General features: G+C 56.9%; 25 protein-coding genes. 13 read left to right on the top strand and 12 right to left on the bottom strand.

The annotated features are described in order from the left end of the window. The first annotated feature begins 6 nt into the window (after positions 1 to 6). Genes ACJU26_RS12265 through ACJU26_RS12255 form a run of 3 tightly spaced genes read left to right on the top strand, consistent with a single transcriptional unit; the run spans position 7 to position 1,871 of the window. Positions 7 to 411, top strand: coding sequence for a hypothetical protein (locus ACJU26_RS12265; RefSeq protein WP_414039916.1), 405 nt, complete (start codon positions 7 to 9; stop codon positions 409 to 411). Positions 412 to 460: 49 nt separating this feature from the next. Further along, positions 461 to 1,468, top strand: coding sequence for a biotin/lipoate A/B protein ligase family protein (locus ACJU26_RS12260; protein WP_414039915.1), 1,008 nt, complete (start codon positions 461 to 463; stop codon positions 1,466 to 1,468). A 25-nt stretch (positions 1,469 to 1,493) separates the two neighbouring features. Beyond that, positions 1,494 to 1,871, top strand: a complete 378-nt coding sequence (locus ACJU26_RS12255) for a hypothetical protein (RefSeq protein WP_414039914.1) — start codon at positions 1,494 to 1,496, stop codon at positions 1,869 to 1,871. A gap of 53 nt (positions 1,872 to 1,924) precedes the next feature. Here the strand turns inward: ACJU26_RS12255 and ACJU26_RS12250 are convergent, their stop codons facing one another. Continuing rightward, entirely contained in the window at positions 1,925 to 2,245 is a 321-nt protein-coding gene (locus ACJU26_RS12250; RefSeq protein ID WP_414039913.1) for a hypothetical protein, read from the bottom strand. 121 nt (positions 2,246 to 2,366) lie between these two features. On the opposite strand from ACJU26_RS12250, the gene ACJU26_RS12245 reads away from it, so the two are divergent. Genes ACJU26_RS12245 through ACJU26_RS12225 form a run of 5 tightly spaced genes read left to right on the top strand, consistent with a single transcriptional unit; the run spans position 2,367 to position 8,391 of the window. Next, complete coding sequence (locus ACJU26_RS12245) at positions 2,367 to 2,765, top strand: hypothetical protein (protein ID WP_414039912.1); 399 nt, start codon at positions 2,367 to 2,369, stop codon at positions 2,763 to 2,765. Between the two features lie 3 nt (positions 2,766 to 2,768). Further along, positions 2,769 to 3,566: a CbbQ/NirQ/NorQ/GpvN family protein gene (locus ACJU26_RS12240; RefSeq protein WP_414039911.1), complete on the top strand. Its 798-nt coding sequence runs from the start codon at positions 2,769 to 2,771 to the stop codon at positions 3,564 to 3,566. Between the two features lie 9 nt (positions 3,567 to 3,575). Next, complete coding sequence (locus tag ACJU26_RS12235; RefSeq protein WP_414039910.1) at positions 3,576 to 6,071, top strand: nitric oxide reductase activation protein NorD; 2,496 nt, start codon at positions 3,576 to 3,578, stop codon at positions 6,069 to 6,071. Continuing rightward, positions 6,068 to 7,249, top strand: a complete 1,182-nt coding sequence (locus tag ACJU26_RS12230) for an acetoin utilization protein AcuC (RefSeq protein WP_414039909.1) — start codon at positions 6,068 to 6,070, stop codon at positions 7,247 to 7,249. The genes ACJU26_RS12235 and ACJU26_RS12230 overlap by 4 nt, the downstream gene beginning before the upstream one ends. Further along, positions 7,246 to 8,391, top strand: coding sequence for an aldo/keto reductase (locus tag ACJU26_RS12225; RefSeq protein ID WP_414039908.1), 1,146 nt, complete (start codon positions 7,246 to 7,248; stop codon positions 8,389 to 8,391). The genes ACJU26_RS12230 and ACJU26_RS12225 overlap by 4 nt, the downstream gene beginning before the upstream one ends. Before the next feature lie 35 nt (positions 8,392 to 8,426). Here ACJU26_RS12225 and ACJU26_RS12220 read toward each other — a convergent pair whose 3' ends face one another. Next, positions 8,427 to 9,017, bottom strand: coding sequence for a TM2 domain-containing protein (locus tag ACJU26_RS12220; RefSeq protein ID WP_414039907.1), 591 nt, complete (start codon positions 9,015 to 9,017; stop codon positions 8,427 to 8,429). An 83-nt stretch (positions 9,018 to 9,100) separates the two neighbouring features. On the opposite strand from ACJU26_RS12220, the gene ACJU26_RS12215 reads away from it, so the two are divergent. From ACJU26_RS12215 to ACJU26_RS12200, 4 genes are read left to right on the top strand one after another with little or no spacing between them, the layout of a single operon-like run. Further along, positions 9,101 to 10,027: a selenium metabolism-associated LysR family transcriptional regulator gene (locus ACJU26_RS12215; RefSeq protein ID WP_414039906.1), complete on the top strand. Its 927-nt coding sequence runs from the start codon at positions 9,101 to 9,103 to the stop codon at positions 10,025 to 10,027. 27 nt (positions 10,028 to 10,054) lie between these two features. Further along, entirely contained in the window at positions 10,055 to 10,807 is a 753-nt protein-coding gene (locus ACJU26_RS12210) for a glutamine amidotransferase-related protein (RefSeq protein ID WP_414039905.1), read from the top strand. Further along, a complete protein-coding gene (locus ACJU26_RS12205; protein WP_414039904.1) occupies positions 10,804 to 11,166 on the top strand; it encodes a hypothetical protein in 363 nt (120 codons plus the stop codon). The genes ACJU26_RS12210 and ACJU26_RS12205 overlap by 4 nt, the downstream gene beginning before the upstream one ends. Beyond that, positions 11,166 to 11,813, top strand: coding sequence for a VTT domain-containing protein (locus ACJU26_RS12200; RefSeq protein WP_414039903.1), 648 nt, complete (start codon positions 11,166 to 11,168; stop codon positions 11,811 to 11,813). The genes ACJU26_RS12205 and ACJU26_RS12200 overlap by 1 nt, the downstream gene beginning before the upstream one ends. A gap of 14 nt (positions 11,814 to 11,827) precedes the next feature. Here ACJU26_RS12200 and ACJU26_RS12195 read toward each other — a convergent pair whose 3' ends face one another. The 7 genes from ACJU26_RS12195 to ACJU26_RS12165 all read right to left on the bottom strand — a co-directional run bounded on the left by ACJU26_RS12195 (position 11,828) and on the right by ACJU26_RS12165 (position 18,417). After that, positions 11,828 to 12,580, bottom strand: a complete 753-nt coding sequence (locus ACJU26_RS12195; RefSeq protein WP_414039902.1) for a gamma-glutamyl-gamma-aminobutyrate hydrolase family protein — start codon at positions 12,578 to 12,580, stop codon at positions 11,828 to 11,830. Next, entirely contained in the window at positions 12,573 to 13,445 is an 873-nt protein-coding gene (gene aguB, locus ACJU26_RS12190; protein WP_414039901.1) for an N-carbamoylputrescine amidase, read from the bottom strand. Before aguB ends, ACJU26_RS12195 begins: the two co-directional genes overlap by 8 nt. Positions 13,446 to 13,543: 98 nt before the next feature. Then, the gene (locus tag ACJU26_RS12185) at positions 13,544 to 13,849 is read right to left on the bottom strand and encodes a FeoC-like transcriptional regulator (RefSeq protein WP_414039900.1); all 306 of its coding nucleotides are present in this window, start codon (positions 13,847 to 13,849) and stop codon (positions 13,544 to 13,546) included. Beyond that, complete coding sequence (gene feoB / locus ACJU26_RS12180) at positions 13,846 to 16,191, bottom strand: Fe(2+) transporter permease subunit FeoB (protein WP_414039899.1); 2,346 nt, start codon at positions 16,189 to 16,191, stop codon at positions 13,846 to 13,848. The genes ACJU26_RS12185 and feoB overlap by 4 nt, the downstream gene beginning before the upstream one ends. Next, on the bottom strand, positions 16,188 to 16,478 hold the full coding sequence (locus ACJU26_RS12175; protein ID WP_414039898.1) for a FeoA family protein: 291 nt from the start codon (positions 16,476 to 16,478) through the stop codon (positions 16,188 to 16,190). Before ACJU26_RS12175 ends, feoB begins: the two co-directional genes overlap by 4 nt. Continuing rightward, positions 16,462 to 17,709: a carbohydrate porin gene (locus ACJU26_RS12170; RefSeq protein ID WP_414039897.1), complete on the bottom strand. Its 1,248-nt coding sequence runs from the start codon at positions 17,707 to 17,709 to the stop codon at positions 16,462 to 16,464. Before ACJU26_RS12170 ends, ACJU26_RS12175 begins: the two co-directional genes overlap by 17 nt. 66 nt (positions 17,710 to 17,775) lie before the next feature. Further along, positions 17,776 to 18,417, bottom strand: a complete 642-nt coding sequence (locus tag ACJU26_RS12165) for a thioredoxin fold domain-containing protein (RefSeq protein WP_414039896.1) — start codon at positions 18,415 to 18,417, stop codon at positions 17,776 to 17,778. A gap of 437 nt (positions 18,418 to 18,854) precedes the next feature. Between ACJU26_RS12165 and ACJU26_RS12160 the strand changes: the two genes are divergently transcribed. Further along, entirely contained in the window at positions 18,855 to 19,952 is a 1,098-nt protein-coding gene (locus tag ACJU26_RS12160) for a C40 family peptidase (RefSeq protein ID WP_414039895.1), read from the top strand. 163 nt (positions 19,953 to 20,115) lie between these two features. Here the strand turns inward: ACJU26_RS12160 and ACJU26_RS12155 are convergent, their stop codons facing one another. The 3 genes from ACJU26_RS12155 to ACJU26_RS12145 form a co-directional block, all read right to left on the bottom strand. Further along, positions 20,116 to 20,340 carry a hypothetical protein gene (locus tag ACJU26_RS12155; RefSeq protein WP_414039894.1) on the bottom strand — a complete coding sequence of 75 codons (225 nt, stop codon included), beginning with the start codon at positions 20,338 to 20,340 and terminating at the stop codon, positions 20,116 to 20,118. Positions 20,341 to 20,350: 10 nt separating this feature from the next. Next, positions 20,351 to 20,545, bottom strand: coding sequence for a hypothetical protein (locus ACJU26_RS12150; protein ID WP_414039893.1), 195 nt, complete (start codon positions 20,543 to 20,545; stop codon positions 20,351 to 20,353). A gap of 95 nt (positions 20,546 to 20,640) precedes the next feature. Continuing rightward, complete coding sequence (locus ACJU26_RS12145; protein WP_414039892.1) at positions 20,641 to 20,970, bottom strand: hypothetical protein; 330 nt, start codon at positions 20,968 to 20,970, stop codon at positions 20,641 to 20,643. Positions 20,971 to 21,040 lie beyond the last annotated feature (70 nt).

The following is a 21,040-nucleotide window of genomic DNA, read 5'->3' as shown; positions in this document are numbered from 1 at the left end:
AATCCCATGAAGTCCATACCGATTACTGATGTCAGCAGTCTCAAAAATGAACTGAACAAGTATAAGATGGGGAAAAAGCTGGAAATTCCCCGTTTTAATCAATTGGCCAGAATGGCGTATATGGGGAGGCTGGTCATGACGCCTCTGGACCCGGAGGATCCGGCTTGCAAGTCTTTTTTGGTGCATGTTCAGGAGCCTTTGGGCCTGGCGGCGCATTTTATTGATCTGGATGAGGATTTGCAGGATGCCATTCTCATCCTGGACAGTGAGCAGGCCATGGCCATGGCCGATATCATGCAGGCGGGTGTGGAAGAGCGGGTGCGTTGGCATGAAGCCCTGAATGAGCGAGATTTCTATTTCTCGTCCTTTTACCGGCCCAAGGACAAGGAAAGCCGGGAAGAGAATGCCTGAGATGATGGTGCTCAGTGTCTCTCTCATGCCTTTAGGGCAATGCTGAAGGGTGCGGTTACGCGTCATTTCCTTGGGGGTGCTGTCCCCGGAGTTGCTGCACAAAACCTATATGGGCCTGGCAGAAGCCCAAGGTGATGATGATCCTCCCGTTCTGCTGCTGGCCCAGTCTGAAGCCCATCTGAGTCTGGGGGCGGCCCAATCCGCCGGGGCTGAACTGGATCGTGCGGCTTGCGCGGGTTTGGGGGTTCCCGTTCTCCAAAGGGCGCTGGGCGGTGGTCTGGTCTGGGTAGACCGTGGTCAGCTCAATTATTTTTTCATTTTCCCGAAGGCCCAGGCCATACGCCGTGCTCCAGAGCTTTTTGAGCGTATTGCGCCCTGGATAATGGCTCTGCACGCGCGTTTTGGACTGCAGGTTGAAGCCCGCGATGGCCATGATTTCTGGTGTACCGGCAAAAAAATCAGTGGGACAGGGGCTGCGACCATTGGCCGTAGTCTGGTGTTGGGGGGCAGTGTGATGCTCCAGATAGACTGGCAAAAGTTCGTGGATTGTGTGGCGGCCCCCTCGACTGGATTTCGCTTGTGGCTGGCAGAAGCCTTGCAGGACAGCTTGTGGACCTGGTCTCGCCTGCTGCGGCAGGTTCCTTCAGCAGAGGACATCCGCGGGGCTTTTCCGGGGGTGCTGGAATCTTGTGATGTGCAGGTTACCTGCAGTTCTGCGCTGCGCCCGACAGAACAACAAGCGGTGTGCGCTGCGGAGCTGGAGGAGCCCGAATGGGAGGTGCCAGCAGCCCGGCGCGTGCCCGCCGGCATCAAAATCAAGGCCAAGGCGTTTTTGACGGAACGGCATTGGCCGGATGGGGCCTGTTTGCGCATCTGGACAGAAAGTGGTTGCTTCCGTAAGGTGGCGGCTTCTGCCTGGTCGGAATGCCAATGCCGGGTATTCACAGGATTGTCGGCAGATTCCCAGGCCTTTACCAGCGCACTGCAGCAGTTGGCGGGGGATGCATTTGACCTGTGGTCCGCCCGTTTTGCCGAAATCGCCATCTGGAAGGATTGAAATCCGCAATAACAGGAGATGCACAATGCCCAGTATTGAAGAACGGATGCGCAAGCGTTTCATTTTGATGAATGGCGATCCTGTCTTGCGACAAGCAGTGGAAGCGGCCATTCCGGAAAAATGGGAAGTGACCGAAGCGACCGGTCTGGAGGCTTTCGAGGAATGGCAGGAAATCCTCCTGCATCGCTTTATGTTGCTGAATCTGGAAGATCCGCAGATCAACGATCCGATAGAGTTGATCGATCAGATCCGCCGCGAGTATCAGTTGAATATTCCCATTTTTTGTCTGGGAGGAACTCGGGAGATACGAGATCGGGCGCGTTCAGCCAGAGCTGATCGGTTTTTTGACCGGGAAGAGGGCTTGCAAAGACTGCCGGAGTTTTTTCAACAGTTTGCCTGGTAAAGCGCCGCCAGGACTTGCCAGGCGGCGCTGGGTGCTTTTTGGCTGAGGTCGCTTCAGCCGACTTTGGCGTGGGCTTCGGTATCGAGCAGCAGCTCATGGATTTCGCTCTGACCATCGGCGCTGACGGTCAGGGTAGCGATGCGGATGCCAGGATCCTTGAAGGTGACTTCGTAAGAAAAAATGCCTGGCAGTTCCAGTGTGCTTTCTTTCAGAGTCTTGCCTTCACAGGTGACGCTGATCTTGGCACTGCCCTGGCCTTCCAGCATGGCCTGAATCCGGAAAGGATGGCCGACGACGCGGCGATAAACCTGGGGGTCGCGGTTGGCATTATATTGCAGGTTGTTCAGTTTGACCATCTTGACGAGTTTGCTCATGGTTACCCCTTTTAATCACACTATAAAACGAATTATACACGCATTTAGCTAAAACTCTTTTATCCTAGACGAAAATCTCCCGGAGTGGTAGCGGGTTTCACCGAAAAACCGATCAGGAGTGATGATGACCAAGTCAAATGATTTGATTGCGGCACTGGATGCCGTTCATGGCCGTATTGAAGCACTGGCTAAACAACAAAGCGCTGGCATGCCTTTGCCGGAATTGTTGGCGGCGGGTATTGCCGAAGCCGAAGCCATGCTGCGGATCATGCTGGAAACCGAGCATAAGCCCTATGCCAGTGATGCTGATTTGTTGGAATTATGGAAAACCCTGGTCAAGGGCAAACCGCACTGGAATACCATTCGCGACAATTGCCGTGAACTGATTTACTACCGGAACTGTCTGAAAGCGGAGCGTCAGGATGCCTTGCCCGCCCAGCCTGAGCGTATGGTGATCCATACCCTGCGCCATATATTTTTGTATTTGCGTAGCCATGCCGAACAACATCTAGAGGGTTGAGCAATGAATGCGATGATTATCGAAGAACCTTTTTATCAGCCCGTGGCCAATGAACTCGGGGTATTTATGGCGGCCTGGAGCCGCCGTTTGCCGGTGATGCTCAAAGGACCGACAGGTTGTGGCAAGACCCGCTTTCTGGAGCACATGGCCTGGCGTCTGAAAAGACCGCTCATTACCGTAGCCTGTCATGAAGATCTGACCAGCTCGGATCTGGTGGGGCGTTTCCTCATCGAAGGCGATGCCACGGTCTGGCAGGACGGGCCTTTAACCAAGGCGGTCCGTGAAGGGGCCATCTGCTATCTGGATGAAATTGTCGAGGCCAGGACGGACACCACGGTGGTCATCCATCCGCTGACCGATCATCGCCGCCATCTGCCCATTGAAAAGCTGGGCACGGAAATCAATGCCCATCCCGATTTCATGTTGGTCATTTCCTATAATCCGGGTTACCAGACGGTGTTGAAAGACCTCAAGCCTTCTACCAAACAGCGTTTTGTGGGCATGAACTTCACCTATCCTCCAGCAGAGGTGGAAACCCGGATCGTCATGAAAGAAGCGGGGCTGGATGAGTCCCGCTCCAAGGCCTTGGTAGCAGCGGCAGACAAGGCCCGCAACCTCAAGGATCAAGGCTTGCAGGAGGTGACTTCGACGCGGGCGCTGATCTACGCCGGCGCACTGATGGTGGCCGGTCTGGAGCCGCTGGAGTCCTGCACCATGGCCATCATCAACCCCCAGACCGATGATCCGGAACTGAGTGAAGCCCTGCTGGAAATTTTCCGGACTTTCTTCCCGGAACGCTAAGGAGCTTTCATGTCGGAAGCGACCGAAGAAATCCTGGAGCATCTGGCGGCCATCAGTTTTGTGGCCGGACGCGATGCCCGCAATGCCCTGCCCGCCGTAACCCCGCTGGGTGAAAGCGCCTGTCTGCGTTTTCTGGAAACCGGCAGGGATCTGTTTTTTTATGACCGGGAAGCGGGCAAAGCCTGTTTTCATGCCACGGCGACCATGGTGGCGGCCTTTGGCGGGCTGGACCCCTGGCTGGAACAGGCCCGGCAGTTTCTCACCCAGCGCGGCACCTTTCGCGCGGTGGTAGGCTTTTTTCAGCAGGCGGCTATGGTCCGGTGTCATTGGGGTGCCGAGGGCGAGGCCTTGTGGTTTCGCCTGGGTGCCGCCTGGATTGATCGCCATGTGGATAGTGCTGCGGCCTATTTCCGGATGCCGGTGCAGACCCTCTTTGGGGAGCAGGGCACAGCGGGACTGGAAGCCCTGTTACAGCCCGCCGAAAGTCTCGCCAAGGGCCGCCTCGGGCTGGGAACTTATCTGGATGGGGCCATCAAGGTGCGCGGCATTTGTGGTCTGAATGGCGTGGCGGAATGGGCAAGACGGGGTGCCGATGTGCTGGCGGCCGGACGGGTGCGGGGGGAAGCCTGGTTTCGGTTGGAAAGTGACGAAGCCCGGGGTTTTTTGCTGGAGGTGCTGCCCGGTTTCCGCACGGGGGTCCATAAGCGCTTCTTTGGTTTGCTTTTGCAGGCTTGGACGGGCTTGCATCTGCCTCTGGAAGAAGGCGACTGGAGTCTGGAAGGAGGCCGCAGTTTTCTGGAAACCGACGGTCGCAGCCTTTTTGTGCCGGCAGTCATGCCGGATCGGGAAGAAGCTCTGCTGGCTTTTTACCATACCGGCGCGCATCTGGCTTTTGACAGTTACGAGCAGGACGCCATTCATGCCCTCTTTGCGGAAATCGGGATGGAGCATCCCCCTCTGGACTCCGATCAGCGCATCACCTGGCGTCCTCTTTTTGCCCAGTTTGGCGAGGATTTGATCCGCTTCCAGATGATATTTGATCTTTGCGAAGACCTACGGGTGGATGTGGCTCTGGATCGGGAAATGCCGGGGTATATCTCCCGAATTTTACAGGCTGCGCGCAAGCATGGACTGCCCGAAGGCTTGGCCGCTGCTTACTATGAGCAGGCACAGCACTATCTGGAGGATTACCAGCAGGGCCGCCTGGCTCCGGAGCTGGCAGATCTGACCCGTCCTGAAGCCGGGATCGTGGATGCTTTTCGCGTCGCCCTGGGGCTGTATGCGACGACGACACTGCCTCCTTTGAGGCTGGTGGAGCGTGCCCGGGCCTATCTGCCCGGTCATTCCCCCAATGCCGCGCGCCCCGTTTATCCCCGGCAAAAACGCGGCAATGGTGCCCCGGAGATGGATGGGGACAGTGCCCTGGGGGCGGCGGGACATCAGGAAAAGCCCAAGGAAGCGCCGCAATCGGCGGAAGGGAATGATCCGGATATGGAAATTCCGCCGGAGGACATTCAGGGCAGCGGCGGTCGGGTGGGGGTGGGTATTCCGTTGCCGGCCAAGGTGGCGGGTAGTGGTCGGGGCGTCAAAGGCCCCAAGGGTGGCTGGCCTTACCGGGAATGGGATTACCGCCATCAACAGTACAAGAGGGATTGGGTGCGGGTGCATGAGCGCAAGCTCCGTGAGCAGGATGAAGCCAAAGCCATCGAGATAGCCGCTGAATATGATGGCACCCTGCGCCGCCTGAAGCGCGCCCTCCAGGTCCAGAAGCCGACGCGGATGTCTCCCCGCCGCCGTCAGTATGAGGGGGAAGAGCCGGATCTGGAGGCTGCCGTCCAGTTTCTCATTGAAAAGCGTGCAGGACATTCACCTAAGGCCAGCGTGTATTTGCAGCGGCGTCCCCAGCAACGGGATACGGCGGTATTGCTGTTGGCGGACTTGTCCACCTCCATCATGGCGGAAGCCGGGGACTCGGGGGTGCGGGTGGTCGATCGTCTGCGGGCGGCCATGCTGCTTTTTGGCGAAGCCTTGCTGGAAGTGGGAGATCCTTTTGCGGTCTATGGTTTTGCCAGCAAATATCATGATGAAGTGCTGATGTATCCCATCAAACGCTTTGCCGACAAGTTTGATGCTCGTGCCAGAGCCATACTGGGAGGCTTGTCGGGACGTCTGGCCACGCGTATGGGGGCGGCGATCCGCCACAGCACCTGGTTGATGCTGCGCAGTCCGGCCCAGCGCCGTTTGTTGCTGATTCTCTCCGACGGTCGCCCGGCGGATTATGATGACGGTGGCGATCCGCGTTATTTGCAGGAAGATACGCGGATGGCCGTGCGGGAAGCCCTGGAATTGGGCATCCATGCCTTCTGTATCAGTCTGGACCCCCAGGGCGGGGAGTATCTGCCCCAGGTATTCGGGAAGGGGCATTATCTGGTGCTGCCCCATCTCGACAGCTTGCCGGCGCGTCTGCCGGAAGTGTATCTGCGCCTGCGGGGGCACGGCGGATGAATGAAAAACAGCTCCTGCAACCCTGCATTGCCGCGACCCGTCCGGCCCGTTTTGTGGGTGCCGCCCGCTACCGACGCGCCAGCTATGGCAGCAACCATCCCCTGGCCATTCCCCGTGTTTCCCTGACCTTGGACCTGATCAACGCCTATGGGGCCATGGCCCCCGAGGAATATTGTCTGGGGCGTCCAGCCAGTCATCGGGAACTGTTCGGATTCCATGCCCGCGATTACATCCAGGCTTTTGAACGTGCCCAGTTTCGCGGCAAGGTGCGTGACGCCGACCGCAAGCAATATCAACTGGGAACTCTCGAAAATCCCTATTTCCCTGGTTTTTTTGATACGCCCAATCTGGCCACGGGCTCCAGTATCCTGGGGGCGGAGCTGGTGTTGCAGGGCTTCACCGCCTTCAGTCCGGCAGGAGGCATGCACCATGCCGCTCCCGGTCAGGCGCGGGGTTTCTGCTATCTGAATGATCCGGTACTGGCCGTCCAGCGCCTGCGCAAGGCGGGGCTGCGGGTACTCTACTGGGATATGGATGCCCATCATGGCGACGGTGTGGAAGCCGCTTTCCGGGAAGATCCTGATACCCTGACGGTTTCCCTGCATATGGACACGGCTTATGCCTATCCGTTTCAGGGAGGCGGTTTGGATGACCAGGAAGGACTGGCAGTGAACCTCCCCTTGCCTGTGGAAATCAATGACACGGAATATGCCCACGTTTTCGCTGCCCTCTGGCCCCGAGTCCTGCGGCAGTTTGCCCCGGATGTGCTGGTCCTCCAGGCGGGTACGGATATTCTGTCGCCGGATCCCTTGAGCAAATTCCGCATATCCAATAGCCTGTTCGGGGACGTGGTCCGGAGAATGGTTGCCGAAAGCCCGCGTTTGCTGGTGCTGGGCGGGGGAGGGTATCATCCCATAGCCCTGGCCCGTTGCTGGACCGGCGTCTGGGCGGCCCTGTCGGGACGCACTTTGGATATGGCCCTGCCCGAAGCCGGACAGACCCTGCTGCAAGGCGTGGAGTGGGATCTGGACGATGAAGACGCTCCGGATTACAGCCGCCAGTTCCAGTATCTGGATGATCTGCCCTTGCCGGGACCACTGCGTCCGGAAGTGACAGAACGTCTGGATTATCTGATACATCATCATCCTCTTTTTGCCAACAGGAGACATGCTGCGTGAATGCTGCGGATAACCCCTTGATTCCCGGCGCTGCCAATAGTTTGGGCAGCAAGGCTTATGTGGCGCGCTTTGCGGGTACCCTGGCGGAAGAACATTTCAGTGATTTTCTGAATACCCGGATCAAGCTGTCCTCGTTGGGGGTGGGCACTTTCCCCGGCGCGGTGGATGATGTGACGGATATGGCCGTGGCTGCCATCGTCGCCCAGGCCCTGCAGTCCGGGGTCAATGTGATTGATACCGGCGCCAATTATCGCTTTGGCCGCGCCGGTCGGGCCGTTGGCGTCGGTATTGTCAAGGCCATGGCAGCAGGCATTCGCCGGGAAGAGTTTTTTGTGGTGGGCAAGGGCGGATTTCTGACCTTCACGGCGGGGCGACCGGAAGATCCCCTCGCATTTTTCCGCGAGGAGGTGGTCGCCAAAGGGCTAGGCCAGGAAGAAGACCTGGCCGGGAATGTGCATTGCCTCAGTCCCGAATATATCGCCTGGCAACTGGATGACCTGCGTCAGCAAACCGGTCTGGAAACCCTGGATGTATTTCTGGTGGATCAGCCGGAAGTGCATATTCCCCTGATCGGCAAGGAACGGATGTACCAGAAACTGCTCAAGGTATTTACGGTGCTGGAACAGGCCGTCCAGGAAAACAAAATTCGCTATTACGGGATTTCCACCTTCAATGCCTGCCGGGTGGAAACGGACCATACCCTGTTTCAGTCTCTTACCAGCCTGATCGGATTGGCCGAGAAAGCGGCGGGGGAGGGCAACCGTCACCACCTGCGGGTGGTGGAACTGCCCTTCAACGCCCTGATGCCCGAAGCCTACACGCGCTTCAGCCAGGTGACCGGACAGGGCAATATCGGCTCCACCATTCAGGCGGCTTTTCAACTCAAGTTGACCATCATGGCCAGCCACCCCCTGGGCAAGGGGTTGCTGGCCCAGGAAGAAATCCCGTCCCTGCAGGAAGGCATTCCCGAATTGGCCAACGCCGCGCAGCGGGCCATCCAGTTTGTAAGGTCAACGCCGGGTATTGGTGTCACCCTGGTGGGCATGAGTTCCCCCCTGCATCTGGCCGATTTTCTGGCCGTCGCCAAGCAGTTGCCCCTTCCCAAAGAGCGTTATCTGGCGATGTTCGAGAAGGAAAAATAGTTGGTTTCATTCGCCGGAAAGCTGTAGATAACGGCCTAACGGTCTTCAGATGCCTCGTCATTAGCCTTGTCTTTAGCGCCGCCGGCAATTTCCCGCAACAATCGCTCCTGCTCGGCAAAGGACATGCGTCTTTGTCCCGGTGCAAAGCTGGGCTGGTGCTGGGCGGCGGGATGGCCAGCCCGCTCGCTTTCCTTGATCGCGGTGTAGTTTTGCAACTCCCGTTGCCACTGGGCAGAGGCCTCGCCGGTATCGGCGCGGCCCTGGTAATTGGCGGGCGCGGCCGGCGTCTGGCGGGCAAACCAGGTGGCCTTGCGCAGTTCCTTGTTGTAGGTACCGATCCACGGACTGATGCGGCTGAGATCCCAAAGGGCGATCCCCAGCAGCAGCACCGCCAGGACAATGGCTTCCCAGAACAGACCGAACACGGCAAGCGCCACAATGGCCGCCGTGACCAGCGGAAATGCCCAGGCCCAGGATTCTTCCAGATAAAAACGATGGGCGCCAAGGGGAAACAAACACCAGTATAGATAGGCCCATAGAGGTTTTTTCTGGAGTTTTTGCAAACGAATTTGTAAACTCTGTACCCCGGCGCCTTGCAGATCGAGCTTTTCCCAAGCCTTGGGCATGGGTTATCCTCCGTAATACTGTATTGAAGCGCTCAGATATTACCCCTAAACTCATTAAAAGTCGCGGGTGACTAAGGATTTCCATGGCAGATAGACGGTTACAGGTTTTTCATACGGTGGCAAGGTTGCTCAGCTTTACCAAGGCGGCAGATACCCTGCACATGACGCAGCCCGCGGTCACTTTTCAGGTGAAGCAGCTCGAAGAACAGTTCAATACCCGCCTTTTTGATCGCACTCATAACCGCATCAGCCTCACCGAGGCGGGCATGGTGGTGTACGAATACTCGGAACGCATCATTTCTCTTTATAGCGAAATGTCCAACCGGGTCGGGGAAATGACGGGAGATCTGCGCGGTCATCTGTTGATTGGTGCCAGCACGACCATTGCCGAATATATGCTCCCCCGCCTCCTGGGAGACTTCAAAATGAAATATCCCGATGTCCAGGTCCGCCTGCATGTGGGGAATACCGACAAAATCGTCCACATGATTGAAGATAACAGCATTGACCTGGGACTGGTGGAAGGAGTGGTGACCAATAAAAGTCTGGCCACCCTCAAGTGTTGCATGGATTCCATGATCGTCATCGCCCAGCCGGACCACCCCCTGGGCCTGCATGAAAGTGTGTCTGCCCAGGACCTGCTGGATTATCCCTTTGTTTCTCGTGAAGAAGGTTCGGGGACTCGGGAAGTGACCATGGAGTATCTGCATCAGGCCGGTATAGATACGGAAGATTTGCACATCACCATGGAATTGGGCAGCCCTGAAGCCGTCAAGGGTGCTGTGGAAGGGGGACTGGGCGTGGCCATTGTTTCCGAGGCGACGGTACTGAAAGAACTGGCCCTGGGGATCTTGCTGGCCAGACCCTTGAGTCCGGCCCTGGCCCGGCCCTATTTTTTCGTCTATCAGAAGCAGAAATTCCGCAGTCTGGTCATGGATGAGTTTCTGGAGTTTGCCAAGGAACGTTGCAGCAAGGATATGCTGGCCATGCCAGTGCGCCGCGAAGTCTAATCAGTGGACAAGTAGTACGGAGAATTCATGAAGCATTTTGCTGTCGTGCAGCACAGTTATTCCGAGTTTCTGGGAATTGTGGAAAGCCAACTGGAAAAGCGCGACATTGGTTTCAGTTATTTTCGGGTGTTTTTGAGTGGTGAACTCCCGGGAAATGCCCTGACTTTTGATGCCCTGTTTTTGCTGGGTGGCCCCATGTCGCCGCTGGAAACCGAAAAATACGCCTGGCTGGAGCAGGAAATCAAGACCATTGCCATGTTCCGCAAAAACCGCCGGCCGGTGCTGGGCTTTGGCCTGGGAGCGTTGCTCCTCGCCCAGTATGAAGGGGCGGAATTGCAGTTGGAGCCCTATCACAACGCCTACTTCACCACCGCCCATGCCACGGAAACGGGCAAGGATGACCCTCTGGCCCAGGCGGTTGATGGTGCCCAGGTGATGGTCTGGTCGCCGGGAACCGCTATTTTGCCCAAAGGTGTCGAGCCGTTGCTGGTGGATGATGACGGGCGCTGGATTGCTTTCCGTCCCGAAGATGGGGCGGTGGGTCTGCTCTTCCGGCCGGAAATGAAGCCCGGTCTGATTGAAGACATTCTTATGGAGGAGGACCGCGAAACCCCTGAAAACGTCGGGGAATTGCTGGAACAATGCCGGCAGCTCTGGCCGGAAATGCAGAAAACCACGGATCGGGTGATTGTCGCCCTGGTACGGGAGTTGGCGCTGATGACGGAAAAGCGTAAACCGCCGGTATTTGCCCTGAAAGTGGATACGGGTAGCGACGTATGAACAGCCGGGAACGCCAGTTTCTGAAGGTCATGCGCAAACTGGATGCTGCCGGACAGGAGCAGGTGCTGGCTTTTGCTGAGTTTCTGCGCAGTCGCCAGAAGCCGGAACAGCCCCAGGAAAAGGTGATTGAAAAGCCTAAGCTACTCCCAGCTCGGGAAGGCGAAACCGTCGTGGGGGCCATCAAGCGTCTGCGCGAAAGTTACGCCATGCTGGATGCCAAGGACATGCTCAATGATACGTCCAGCCTCATGACCAAGCATGTCATGGGCGGGGTCGAAGCGGAAACCGTCATCGCCGAGCTGGAAATCATGTTTGAAAAGCACTACCGGCGCTATTGTGGTACGACGGAAGATGCCTGATGCATGATCTGTATGCCCTGGTGCAGATCCTTCTGCACTTTGACCCATATTTGCTGCTGTTTCTCAAGGAATATGGCGCCTGGGTATATGCCCTGCTTTTTTTGATCCTCTTTGCGGAAACCGGGTTGGTCATCATGCCTATTCTTCCCGGTGACTCCATGCTCTTTGTCTGTGGCACCCTCGCCGGTGTCGGGGCCATGAGTCTGCCCTGGCTGCTGGTGCTGCTGGTAACGGCGGCCGTGTTGGGTGATGCGGTCAATTATGGGGTGGGCAAGCGCTGGGGTATTCATCTGTTTGGGGGGAAATTGCTGAATATCCGCCATCTGGAAACGACCCAGCGTTTTTACGCCCGGCATGGAGGAAAAACCGTGGTGATCGCCAGGCTACTCCCCATCATCCGGACTTTTGCACCCTTTGTGGCGGGCATTGCTGCCATGCCCTATGGGCGCTTTTTCGCCTTCAACCTCACTGGCGCTGTGCTCTGGGTGGGTGGTCTGCTCGGCGCGGGTTATTTTCTAGGCAGCTTCCCCTGGGTAAAAACCCATCTGAATCTGGTGTTGATCGCCATTGTTGTGATTTCCCTGCTGCCCGCCGGCATCGCCTGGTTGCAGCAGCGTCTGCAGACAGCTGGAAATCCGGCACCCTGAATTCTGGTCCTGAATCAGCCTTTGTTTTCCTGACGTTCAATGGTCCGCACGATGCGGCGTTCGGCGCGTTTGACCAGCCAGTTGAACAGCGCCTGCTGGTGCGGGTCGCCGGCAGCGGTATGTTCCGGATGCCACTGTACGGCAAAAATGTCGGGGTTGTCCGGCATGTCCACCGCTTCGATGACGCCATCCTCGGCAATGGCATTGATGCGCAGGGAAGGGGCCATGTTGGCAATGGCCTGATGATGCCAGGAAGAAATTTCCAGGGTGTCGCGGCGCACGATGCCGCCCAGCAGGGTGTCGGGCAGCACAATGACTTCATGCATGATGGGGTCCCCATCCTGGTTGCGATGGCAAATGCGGGTGCCGATATTTTTGGGTAAATCCTGAAGGAGATCTCCACCCAGGGCGACATTGATGATTTGCAGACCGCGACAGATGCCCAATACCGGAATGCGCCGGGCGATGGCTTCCCGGGCCAGGGCGATTTCTGCGGCATCACGATCCGGATGGACCATGTGGATGCTTTCATCGCAGGTGGCGCGATAAAATTCCGGAGAAATATCTCCACCACCCGTCAGCACCAAGGCATCGCAGCGCGACAGGATACTCCGCGCTTCAGGGCACTGTGGCGGAAAGAGGATCGGTAGACCCCCCGCCTGACAGACGGCGGCGGCATACTGAGGGGCCAAGGAAAAAGGTTCGCCATTACGCTCGTAGGCACTGAGGGCGATGATGGGGGGTTCCGGGGGCAGGATTTCAGCCATCGGCGCTGTTTCCATCGAGGCTGAGAATGGGCCCATAGAGTTCCGGGCGCCGATCCCGGAATACTCCCCATTCAGCGCGTTGTGCTGCCAGTTGCCGCAAGTCCAGATCCGCATAGAGGATGCCTTCTTCCAGATCGGCCTGGGCGAGCAGCGCGCCGGTGGGATCGCTGATGAAAGATCCCCCATAAAAGGTGAGGGTACTTTCTGCGCCGATTTCCGTGCCGATACGGTTGGCGGCAACCACAGGCACCAGGTTGGCGGCCGCATGACCCTGCATGACCCGGGTCCAGTGTCCCCGACTGTTGATTTCCGGGGAGCGCGGTTCGGAGCCGATGGCCGTGGGATAAAACAGGATTTCGGCACCTTGCAGGGCCATGATGCGGGCCGGCTCGGGAAACCATTGATCCCAGCAGATAGCGACTCCAATCCGCCCATAATGGGTGTTGAAAACCTTGAAGCCGGTATCGCCGGGGCTGAAGTAAAACTTTTCCTGGTAACCGGGACCATCGGGAATATGAGCCTTGCGATACAAGCCCAGATTTTTGCCGTCGGCGTCAAAAACGATCAGGCTGTTGAAAAAGGCATTGTTGGCACGTTCAAAGAAGCTCACCGGCAAAACCAGATGGCGGGCTTTCGCCAGCTTTTGCAAGGCCAGCAATGCCGGATGGGATGCGCGGGGCTGGGCCAGAGCCAAAAATTCCGGGTTCTGATCCTTGCAGAAGTAGGGTGTGCTGAATAATTCCTGGAGGAGGACGATGTTGGCGCCCGCATCGGCCGCATTATTCACCATCCATACGGCTTTGCCGATGTTTTCTGCTTCGTTCTCCCCAACGGCCATCTGAATGGCAGCGACTTTTACCTGCACGATGCGCTCCTGTCCCAGAATTGGTGGATCATTACCCGATTACGAGTATAGAGGAGCTACCGAAGCGGACAAGAGGCCATGCCGGGTATCTGTTCGGCTCAGGATCGGTAACGGGGATGAAACGTCACAACGGTTTCGGTTGCGGATGGCTCTCGCCAGCGCCAGACCAGCATGTCCGGGCGCTGAGACGCATGTTTGCATCCTGTGCAGGTCTCCGAGGCGCAGGTACTGCCGCAAGATTCCGAAACATGAAGCGGAACGACTTCGGCATGACCACGACGCTGCCAGTAACGCAACATGTCGTCTACGATATCCGTTGACAGATTCAGGGTGGCGGCAATCTGGCTGCTGGTCAGCAATGCCTGCTTGCGCAGGAGGTCGCGCACTGCAAATAGCGTCGTCATGACGCCGCCTGTTTGCGGAGGCGGGCTGGGCGGGAATCATGGCGTCGGCCATAAATGCGCAGGGCCATGATCAGTATGCCAAACACTGCCAGAATAGCGGTAATCCAGGCCAGGGATCTGGCCGGGTGAAGGGCCATGGTCCCGATCTGATAAATCATGGTGCTGCTTCCCCAGGCGAGGCCCGTGCCATAGAGCAGGGAAAATCCCATCCATCCCCAACCGACTTCCCGGCGCAGGGCACCCATGGTGCTGGCGCAGGGTACATAGAGCAGGACAAATACCAGATAGGCAAAGGCCGATAGGGGCGTGAAGCCGGCAGCGATGGCCTGCAGGGTAGCGCTCTCGGCACCGGAGGCTTGCTCAGTGGCGGATGTAGAGCCCATGGCCGCCAGACCCAGGGGATCATCCAGGGTGCGGAAAAAAGTCAGGGTATTGGCGGGAATGCTGTGCAGGGCATCCTCCAACTGTCCGGCAATGTCGGGATGGCGGTAATCGGCCATCAGGTCGGCAGCATTCTGTCGCTGGTAAATGCCATTGAGGGTCCCAATGACGATTTCCTTGGCGGCCGCACCCGCGATGAGGCCCGATACAGCAGGCCAGTTGTCCTTCTGGATGCCCATGGGGGCAAATATCGGAACCAGCGCCTGGCTCCCCTGGGCGAGCAGGGAATGATCGATGTCCGTACTGCGCAAGCCCTGGCTGGTCCAGCCGATACCGGGCAGGATGAACAAGACCACACCGATGACGGCGATGACTTTGCCGACCCGAAAGAGGAATATCCGCAAACGCTGCCAGCTTTGCAGGACCACGCTGCGAAAGCTCGGCAGGCGATAAGGCGGCAATTCCATGACAAAGGGCATGGCCTCGCCGCGCAGAGCGGTCTTGCCCAGCAGCCAGGCGGTGAGCAGGGCCACGAGAATACCCAGGACATACAGGGCAAACACCACCTGACCCCCATTGCTGCGGAAAAACACCACCGCAAATGCCATGTAAATGGTAAGCCTTGCCGAACAGGACATGAAGGGCTGCATCAGCACGGTCAAAATCCGTCCGCGCGGATCTTCGATAATCCGCGCGCCCATGATGGCCGGCACATTGCAGCCAAAACCGATGACCATGGGAACCAAGGCATTGCCCGGCAGACCAAGGCGGCGCATCAGGCGATCCATGGCATAAGCGGCGCGGGCCATGTAGCCCGAGTCGTCGAGAAAGGCCAGAAAGAGAAAGGTGAGGCCAATGGGCGGTATGAAGGAGAAGACCAGATTGAGGCCACCGCCCACGCCACCGGCGATGACCGCAACCAGCCAGTCCGGCAAGCCGGCCATCAACAGGAGATGCCCGACGCCGTGGATCAGCAGGGCGGCCGAAGCCTGATCAAAAAAATCCAGGAAAATATTGCCGCCACTGAAGCTCACCACAAATACCAGATAGAGGACCAGCAGGAACACTGGCACACCCAGCCAGTCATTGAGGACGACGCGGTCGAGATGATGATGGATGCTTTCGCGCAGGCCAGCCTTGCCCGAGCGTTGCAAGGTGAGGGCAGCCATTTCCTGAGTCCAGGAAAAGCGCCGGTCCATGATCAGATCGGCTGGATCTTCGCCAGTGATGGCCTGGAGTTGTTCGCGCAGGCTTTTCAGCAGTGTTTGCGTCTGCTGGCTGTCCGCTTCTGCAGAACCCTCCTTCAGGCGCAGGGCTGCGATGCGGGTTCGAGCAGTATTGGGATCGGACAGCGTAACCGCCAGGGTTTGCAGGGCTTCTTCCACCGGCACTGGATACTGCACCGGGTGTCCCCGAGGCCGCTGCTGCAGCGCCTGGGTCATGGTCAGCAATAGCTGATCCTTCCCCTGATTTTTGCGGGCTACCATGGGTACTACGGGAATCCCCAAAGCCTTTTCCAGATCGGAACAACGCAGTTTCCAGCCCCTCGCTGCTGCTTCATCGGTCATATTCATGAGCAGCAGCATGGGATGGCCGGTTTCCAGCAACTCCGCCGTCAGGGCGAGGTGGCGTTCGAGATTGGAAGCGTCAACAATGTTGATGATCAGATCGACCGGCGCATCCAGCAGAAAATCCCGGGCTACCCGCTGATCTTCGCCACCACCACCCATCAGACTGTAGACACCGGGGAGATCCACCACTCCTATTTTATGGTGGCCTAGTTGCAGGCTGCCACTGCGTTTTTCCACCGTAACCCCAGGCCAGTTGCCGACCTGTTGATGGGCGCCGGTAAGCAGATTGAAAACCGTGGTTTTTCCGCAGTTGGGATTACCTGCCAGAACGACCATTTTTCCAGAAGATGTCAAGGCAGTCGTTGCATTATTGGGATGACAAGCGCTCATGTCCGTATTTTTTCCACAAGAATTTCCTGGGCCAGGCTTTTGCCAATGGCAAAACGTCCCCCCTGAATCTGAATGACCACACCGCGTTTATTGGGGCCATGGACGATTTTCAGTGTGACTCCCGGACGGATGCCCAGCATTTTCAGGCGTTGCCGCAGGGCGAGATCTCCCGTGATCTGGGTGATTTGAGCGGAATGCGCGCTGCTGAGTTGATCCAGACGACAAGACGATGTTGCTGATGGATGGGTAGGCATGGGATGAATGTCCGCTTCAGAAAAATTCGACATGCAGACGGAGCATGCCCACCAGCGCATCGGGATAGTAGCCCGAGGGATGCTGAATATACTGCAGGTCTGGCTGGATATTGATGTGCTCGGTCAGTTTTGCCACATAGGTCAGTTCATAGCTGGTTTCGGCAGCATGAATACGGGACTGGTCCACATCCAGACCCGTGGCCACGACATTCGGGCGTAGCCAGGCTTTGGCCATACCCACGGAAACACTGTCGTCCGGACGGCTGGCAAAGGGGTGCCCCAGGCGCAGGCCCAGACCCAGATACCAGGGAACGGAATTGATATTCTCGGGAGCTGCTCCGACCTGCAGAAATGCACCCAGTTGCCGGTCGCCAGCCAGTGTCCAATTTCCTTCCATAATGCCATAAGCCCCCGCAGTGCTCGGCGACAGTCCATAATGCTCAGGATTGGCCTGCTGGTAACGCCAGACACCGACTTTCAACGCATACTGGCCATACGCATCGCTGTTGTCTTCCATATCTTCGTCGGCCTTGTGACCCCAATGCAGCGCGCCTTCCCACAGAGCCATATAGCCCCTTTCAAAAGCGGACGTCTGGTGCTGGGGATCTCCCTGAAAAATCGCAAACTTGTTACTCAGATGCGCGCTGTGAGTGCTGACCAGCAGGCCCAGCCCCGAATAGGGATAGGTGGCCGTGCCGGGTACATTCACCGTGATGGTGGGGGATATGCCAAAAGAGCTGTTGAGGAGTTGCAGGGCGTTGGCGGTCACATCGAAGTAATAATTGACATCCATATAACCGACCCGGGTGTTGAGCCAGTCATTCCAGCGCTGCCGGTAGGCGGCATCGTAAAAGCGCACGGCGTTGGGTGCCCAGATGTTGCTCGCAGTCTGAATGTCGCCGCTGTAGTTTTGCTGGACAGCGCTACTGTAAATGCCCATCAGGGAGAGGGTGAATTTGCCACCTTTCCAGAGCCCGGCTTTTCCGGTGTCATATTCAGCGCCGATCTGCCCGACGATATTGCCTTCACTACCGGGCTTGATCCCCCCGGAGAAATTGGAATAAATTTCACTGTCCAGATGTCCCGCCCAGGATAGCCCATTCTCGATATGGATGTAGGCGGGCAGATATTTGGCAGAGAGGCCGGGGATATTGGGAACGGCGGATTCGGGAGTGCCGTTCGCAGCATCCGCGAAAGCCGCTTCCGAACAACCCAGAAAGGACGCTGCACACAGTGCCGTTAACACTGGAACACGAGACTGCATGGATACGCTCCGTTATTAGAATATTAACGATAATGATTCTTAATATTATAAAAACGGTGCTTCCTGTCAATACCTTCTGTGGAGGCTCTTCAACGTCTGCGCCAGATTTTTGGGATCGAGAACCTGCCAGACAATCCGGGGCTGGTTTCGGCTGTTTTGGTAAAGCATGGTAGGTACCGTCTTCTGACCGGTGGCTTCGAGAATATTGAGATTGTTTTTCAGGGCTTTTTCGGTCGCAGCGCTGGGCAGAATTTCCTGGATGGCACCATCATGCCCTTTTTCTGTAAACCCTTTTTCATTTTCCCAAAGGGCCTGAAGCGGGTTTTTGGCTTCCAGAATGGCAGCGGCCTTGCCCATGCTGGAAGGCTCCAGAAAACCGACAGGCACATAGCGGATAGTCAGGGCGTCGGGTTTCAGGAGGGCTTGCAGTTCGTTGATGAGGAGATGGCAGTAGGGGCAGTTGGGATCGAAGATGAGGTAGATGGTGTTCGGACCAGTGCCCTGAGTGAACCAGCGCGCGTGCTTCAGTCGCTGCCAGATCTGCGCCGGCGTTGCCGCTGTGCGGTTTGGGGCAAAGCTGGCGGCTGCCGTGGCCAGTGTCGTAGCCTGAGCCATTGTACTGAGACTGCCTGCCATGAGCATGACCAAAAACGCCAACCCCATGGAAAAAATAGGCTTTCTTTGATTCCCTGCAACAAAAAGAGACATGCGCGTACTCCGCTTTTGTTCTATCTTCGGATATTCAAGCAATACTCGGGCCAGTTTCAATTAAAGTATCGGGCGTGTAACAAAAATGACGTTTCAGGGCTTGCCTGTTTGGACAATTCCCCCTATATTCCCAAGGAAGGACTATGGAGCATTTATTTTACTAATGGCTAATATTCGGATGCATTCGGGAGAAAATACAGGGGTCTTTGGGAGCTTGCCTCTCCGGGATTCCGCTATTTTTGGTCCGAGCTTAGCTTGGGTGCGCCATACTCTGGGTAATGTGGATCGAGCCGAACCGTTGTTCGGCTTTTTTATTGGGTTCAGGGGGGTAGCCTCGAAGTTTCTCTATCTGGTATGAGAAATGGCAATGTCGCTGCATAATCAGCCTCTTGGCAGATTATGCAGCGATAATTCCCAGGTGATTCTGGAGATTAAGAATGAAAAAGAAGCATCGCTGGCAGATGGCTTTGGCAATATCCATGTGTTTAGGTTGGTCAGGTGTGGCTCAGGCTAGCACCCATCCGGTAAAGGCATATTCCCATCGGGGGGTTAAGCACGGCTTCCATCATGTGAATTCTCACGGGCATTTGCTCTCGGCGCGGTATCATTCCGTCAAGCATCTCCATGCCCTTTCAGGCAGGCACGCCCCTTTGCCCGTGGTTGAAGATGATTATACGGCCCTGACACCCACGGCCTTGCAATTGATGCATCTTTCTCCCGTCGAATTTGCGGGGGTAGGGGCAGAGCCTCAACCCGTACCGGATTACGCCTATCATTTCCAGTCTTTTCCCGAGATCAGCAAGAGTTCTGTCGCCAGCCCTGAATTTATCGATCAATCCCTGGTGCTGGTGAAAACTGGGCTGACAACCGCGAGCACTCCTGCAGATGCGCCGGTCAAGGTGGCCACACCAGTGGATGCCGTGACGGTCACTTCAACGCCCGATCAGTCGCATTTGCGTTTGGCCTTGGAAATGCTGGCCAGTCAGGCCTATCACTGGGCTCGTCATCCGCTCCAGGCTTTGGAGGCCAATGGGGATGTCACCACGGGTCCGCAGGCTGCTGCTGCGCAATTGGCCAATGATATTGCGCAGCAGGCCAGCCGGTATGCGGAAAGCGACAGCAGCGATGCTTCGTCTTCCGGAGACTCCTGGTTGTCACCCCGCGCCATGGTGGTTTCCGCGCTGAAGTTTATTGGCGCGCCTTATCGCTGGGGAGGCATGAGCCCTTCAGGATTTGATTGCAGCGGCTTTGTGAAATACATACTGGCCAAGTTTGGCATTCGGGTGCCGCGCACTTCTTATGCCCAGGCCGCGGAATTGCGCAGGGTGTCCCGGGAAAACCTCAAGCCTGGAGACTTGGTGTTTTTTGATACCATGCATCGGCCATATTCCCATGTGGGCATTTATATCGGCCATCAACGTTTTGTCAGCGCCCAGACGCCGCGGACGGGTGTGCAGGTGGGAAGCCTGAATGATCCATACTGGGCAGCCCATTATGATGGTGCCCGGAGCCTGCCGGGATCTCACGCTTCCTGAGTTTCAGGATGCGTTCACAGCTTTCCGTAGGAAAGCAGGCCACCCAGAAACACATCCATGCCGAAGAAATGTGACGACAATCAAGCTGATGGATGCCCACCAGGCCATTGCTCGTCCTTCCCGGTTGCGCGGAAGGCGCCGATGCTCCGGATCGGCCAATGGCTCAGGCAGTCTGATTCATGTCATCAGGATTTTTCCACTCATGCCGCAGGGGTTCAGCAGCGAGTTTGTCGGGTGTGAACCCTTCCTTCTGCAGCAGTTCAGCCAAGGCAACGGCGGCATCCCCTGCCAGCTTGCCATTGTCCAGAATGTTCCGGGCAACATGTTCTGCTTCGGCAGCGGTCAGCTGCAACTCCACACTGTGTTCTTTTTCTTCCCGAATCTGCATAAGTTCCTCCTTACTCGAAAACGTGTGGTGGTTGCTGGAAATGATCGTCGATTCGATAATCCTGCTCGGCCAGCAGGTAAACCATATCCAGCGTGTCCTTGGCGAAACTTTCGGCGTTTTTGACAATGGGTTCGACTATTTTTGACAGATCCTTCTTGTCGAAACGAATGGTGATGCCTTGCGCATCCTTATGAACAACCTCCATATAACCCTCCTGTGTGGGATGAGAATCAGGGTGTATCAACCCGCAATGATCTTTATAGGTTTAGTTGCTGAGCCGCTCGCTGTCAAAATTGTCCGTCAGTCTTGGGGCGGGATCTGCGGTGGCCCACTATGGTCCATCCTGGCCAGCAATTGAAAACCCCCGATGACGCCCAGTATGCGCGCGCGCAAAGCGTCGTTGTCAGGAAGGGTCGGCCAGAACTTACATTGGGTATGGGCGGCACGTTCCCGATCAGGGATGCCATCACAGTCCAGGGCGATCAAAAGGTCCGGCCAGGAGAGCTCCGTACACTCGGCCTTGGCCTCCAGCCATTGGCTGCCCAACTGATTGGCCAATTGTGCGGCAAAGTGGGCTTTTTCGGGCTGATGGGGGTGCCAGAAGAGAATATGTGCGCGGCGTTTGTACATGAATGCCCTTTTTGTGACGGAAATATGTAAAAATAGCAGGACGAGTTGCAAAGCGGGAGTAGGCATGAAA

It is taken from the genome of Acidithiobacillus sp. M4-SHS-6 (assembly GCF_047421495.1).
Classification (GTDB): domain Bacteria; phylum Pseudomonadota; class Gammaproteobacteria; order Acidithiobacillales; family Acidithiobacillaceae; genus Acidithiobacillus.
Note: the sequence above shows the minus strand (reverse complement) of the source record. Positions and strands in the feature narration are given on the sequence as shown.

Bases quoted from the DNA above. Each gene is read 5' to 3' on its own strand.
- feoB (WP_414039899.1), bottom strand. From the start codon at position 16,191: ATGAGCGCTTGTCATCCCAATAATGCAACGACTGCCTTGACATCTTCT.
- ACJU26_RS12185 (WP_414039900.1), bottom strand. From the start codon at position 13,849: ATGACGACGCTATTTGCAGTGCGCGACCTCCTGCGCAAGCAGGCATTG.
- ACJU26_RS12255 (WP_414039914.1), top strand. From the start codon at position 1,494: ATGCCCAGTATTGAAGAACGGATGCGCAAGCGTTTCATTTTGATGAAT.
- ACJU26_RS12165 (WP_414039896.1), bottom strand. From the start codon at position 18,417: ATGTCTCTTTTTGTTGCAGGGAATCAAAGAAAGCCTATTTTTTCCATG.
- ACJU26_RS12220 (WP_414039907.1), bottom strand. From the start codon at position 9,017: ATGCCCAAGGCTTGGGAAAAGCTCGATCTGCAAGGCGCCGGGGTACAG.
- ACJU26_RS12250 (WP_414039913.1), bottom strand. From the start codon at position 2,245: ATGAGCAAACTCGTCAAGATGGTCAAACTGAACAACCTGCAATATAAT.
- ACJU26_RS12160 (WP_414039895.1), top strand. From the start codon at position 18,855: ATGAAAAAGAAGCATCGCTGGCAGATGGCTTTGGCAATATCCATGTGT.
- ACJU26_RS12195 (WP_414039902.1), bottom strand. From the start codon at position 12,580: ATGGCTGAAATCCTGCCCCCGGAACCCCCCATCATCGCCCTCAGTGCC.
- ACJU26_RS12265 (WP_414039916.1), top strand. From the start codon at position 7: ATGAAGTCCATACCGATTACTGATGTCAGCAGTCTCAAAAATGAACTG.
- ACJU26_RS12230 (WP_414039909.1), top strand. From the start codon at position 6,068: ATGAATGAAAAACAGCTCCTGCAACCCTGCATTGCCGCGACCCGTCCG.
- ACJU26_RS12210 (WP_414039905.1), top strand. From the start codon at position 10,055: ATGAAGCATTTTGCTGTCGTGCAGCACAGTTATTCCGAGTTTCTGGGA.
- ACJU26_RS12240 (WP_414039911.1), top strand. From the start codon at position 2,769: ATGAATGCGATGATTATCGAAGAACCTTTTTATCAGCCCGTGGCCAAT.
- ACJU26_RS12235 (WP_414039910.1), top strand. From the start codon at position 3,576: ATGTCGGAAGCGACCGAAGAAATCCTGGAGCATCTGGCGGCCATCAGT.
- ACJU26_RS12145 (WP_414039892.1), bottom strand. From the start codon at position 20,970: ATGTACAAACGCCGCGCACATATTCTCTTCTGGCACCCCCATCAGCCC.
- ACJU26_RS12150 (WP_414039893.1), bottom strand. From the start codon at position 20,545: ATGGAGGTTGTTCATAAGGATGCGCAAGGCATCACCATTCGTTTCGAC.
- ACJU26_RS12175 (WP_414039898.1), bottom strand. From the start codon at position 16,478: ATGTCGAATTTTTCTGAAGCGGACATTCATCCCATGCCTACCCATCCA.
- ACJU26_RS12215 (WP_414039906.1), top strand. From the start codon at position 9,101: ATGGCAGATAGACGGTTACAGGTTTTTCATACGGTGGCAAGGTTGCTC.
- ACJU26_RS12155 (WP_414039894.1), bottom strand. From the start codon at position 20,340: ATGCAGATTCGGGAAGAAAAAGAACACAGTGTGGAGTTGCAGCTGACC.
- ACJU26_RS12170 (WP_414039897.1), bottom strand. From the start codon at position 17,709: ATGCAGTCTCGTGTTCCAGTGTTAACGGCACTGTGTGCAGCGTCCTTT.
- ACJU26_RS12245 (WP_414039912.1), top strand. From the start codon at position 2,367: ATGATGACCAAGTCAAATGATTTGATTGCGGCACTGGATGCCGTTCAT.
- ACJU26_RS12205 (WP_414039904.1), top strand. From the start codon at position 10,804: ATGAACAGCCGGGAACGCCAGTTTCTGAAGGTCATGCGCAAACTGGAT.
- ACJU26_RS12200 (WP_414039903.1), top strand. From the start codon at position 11,166: ATGCATGATCTGTATGCCCTGGTGCAGATCCTTCTGCACTTTGACCCA.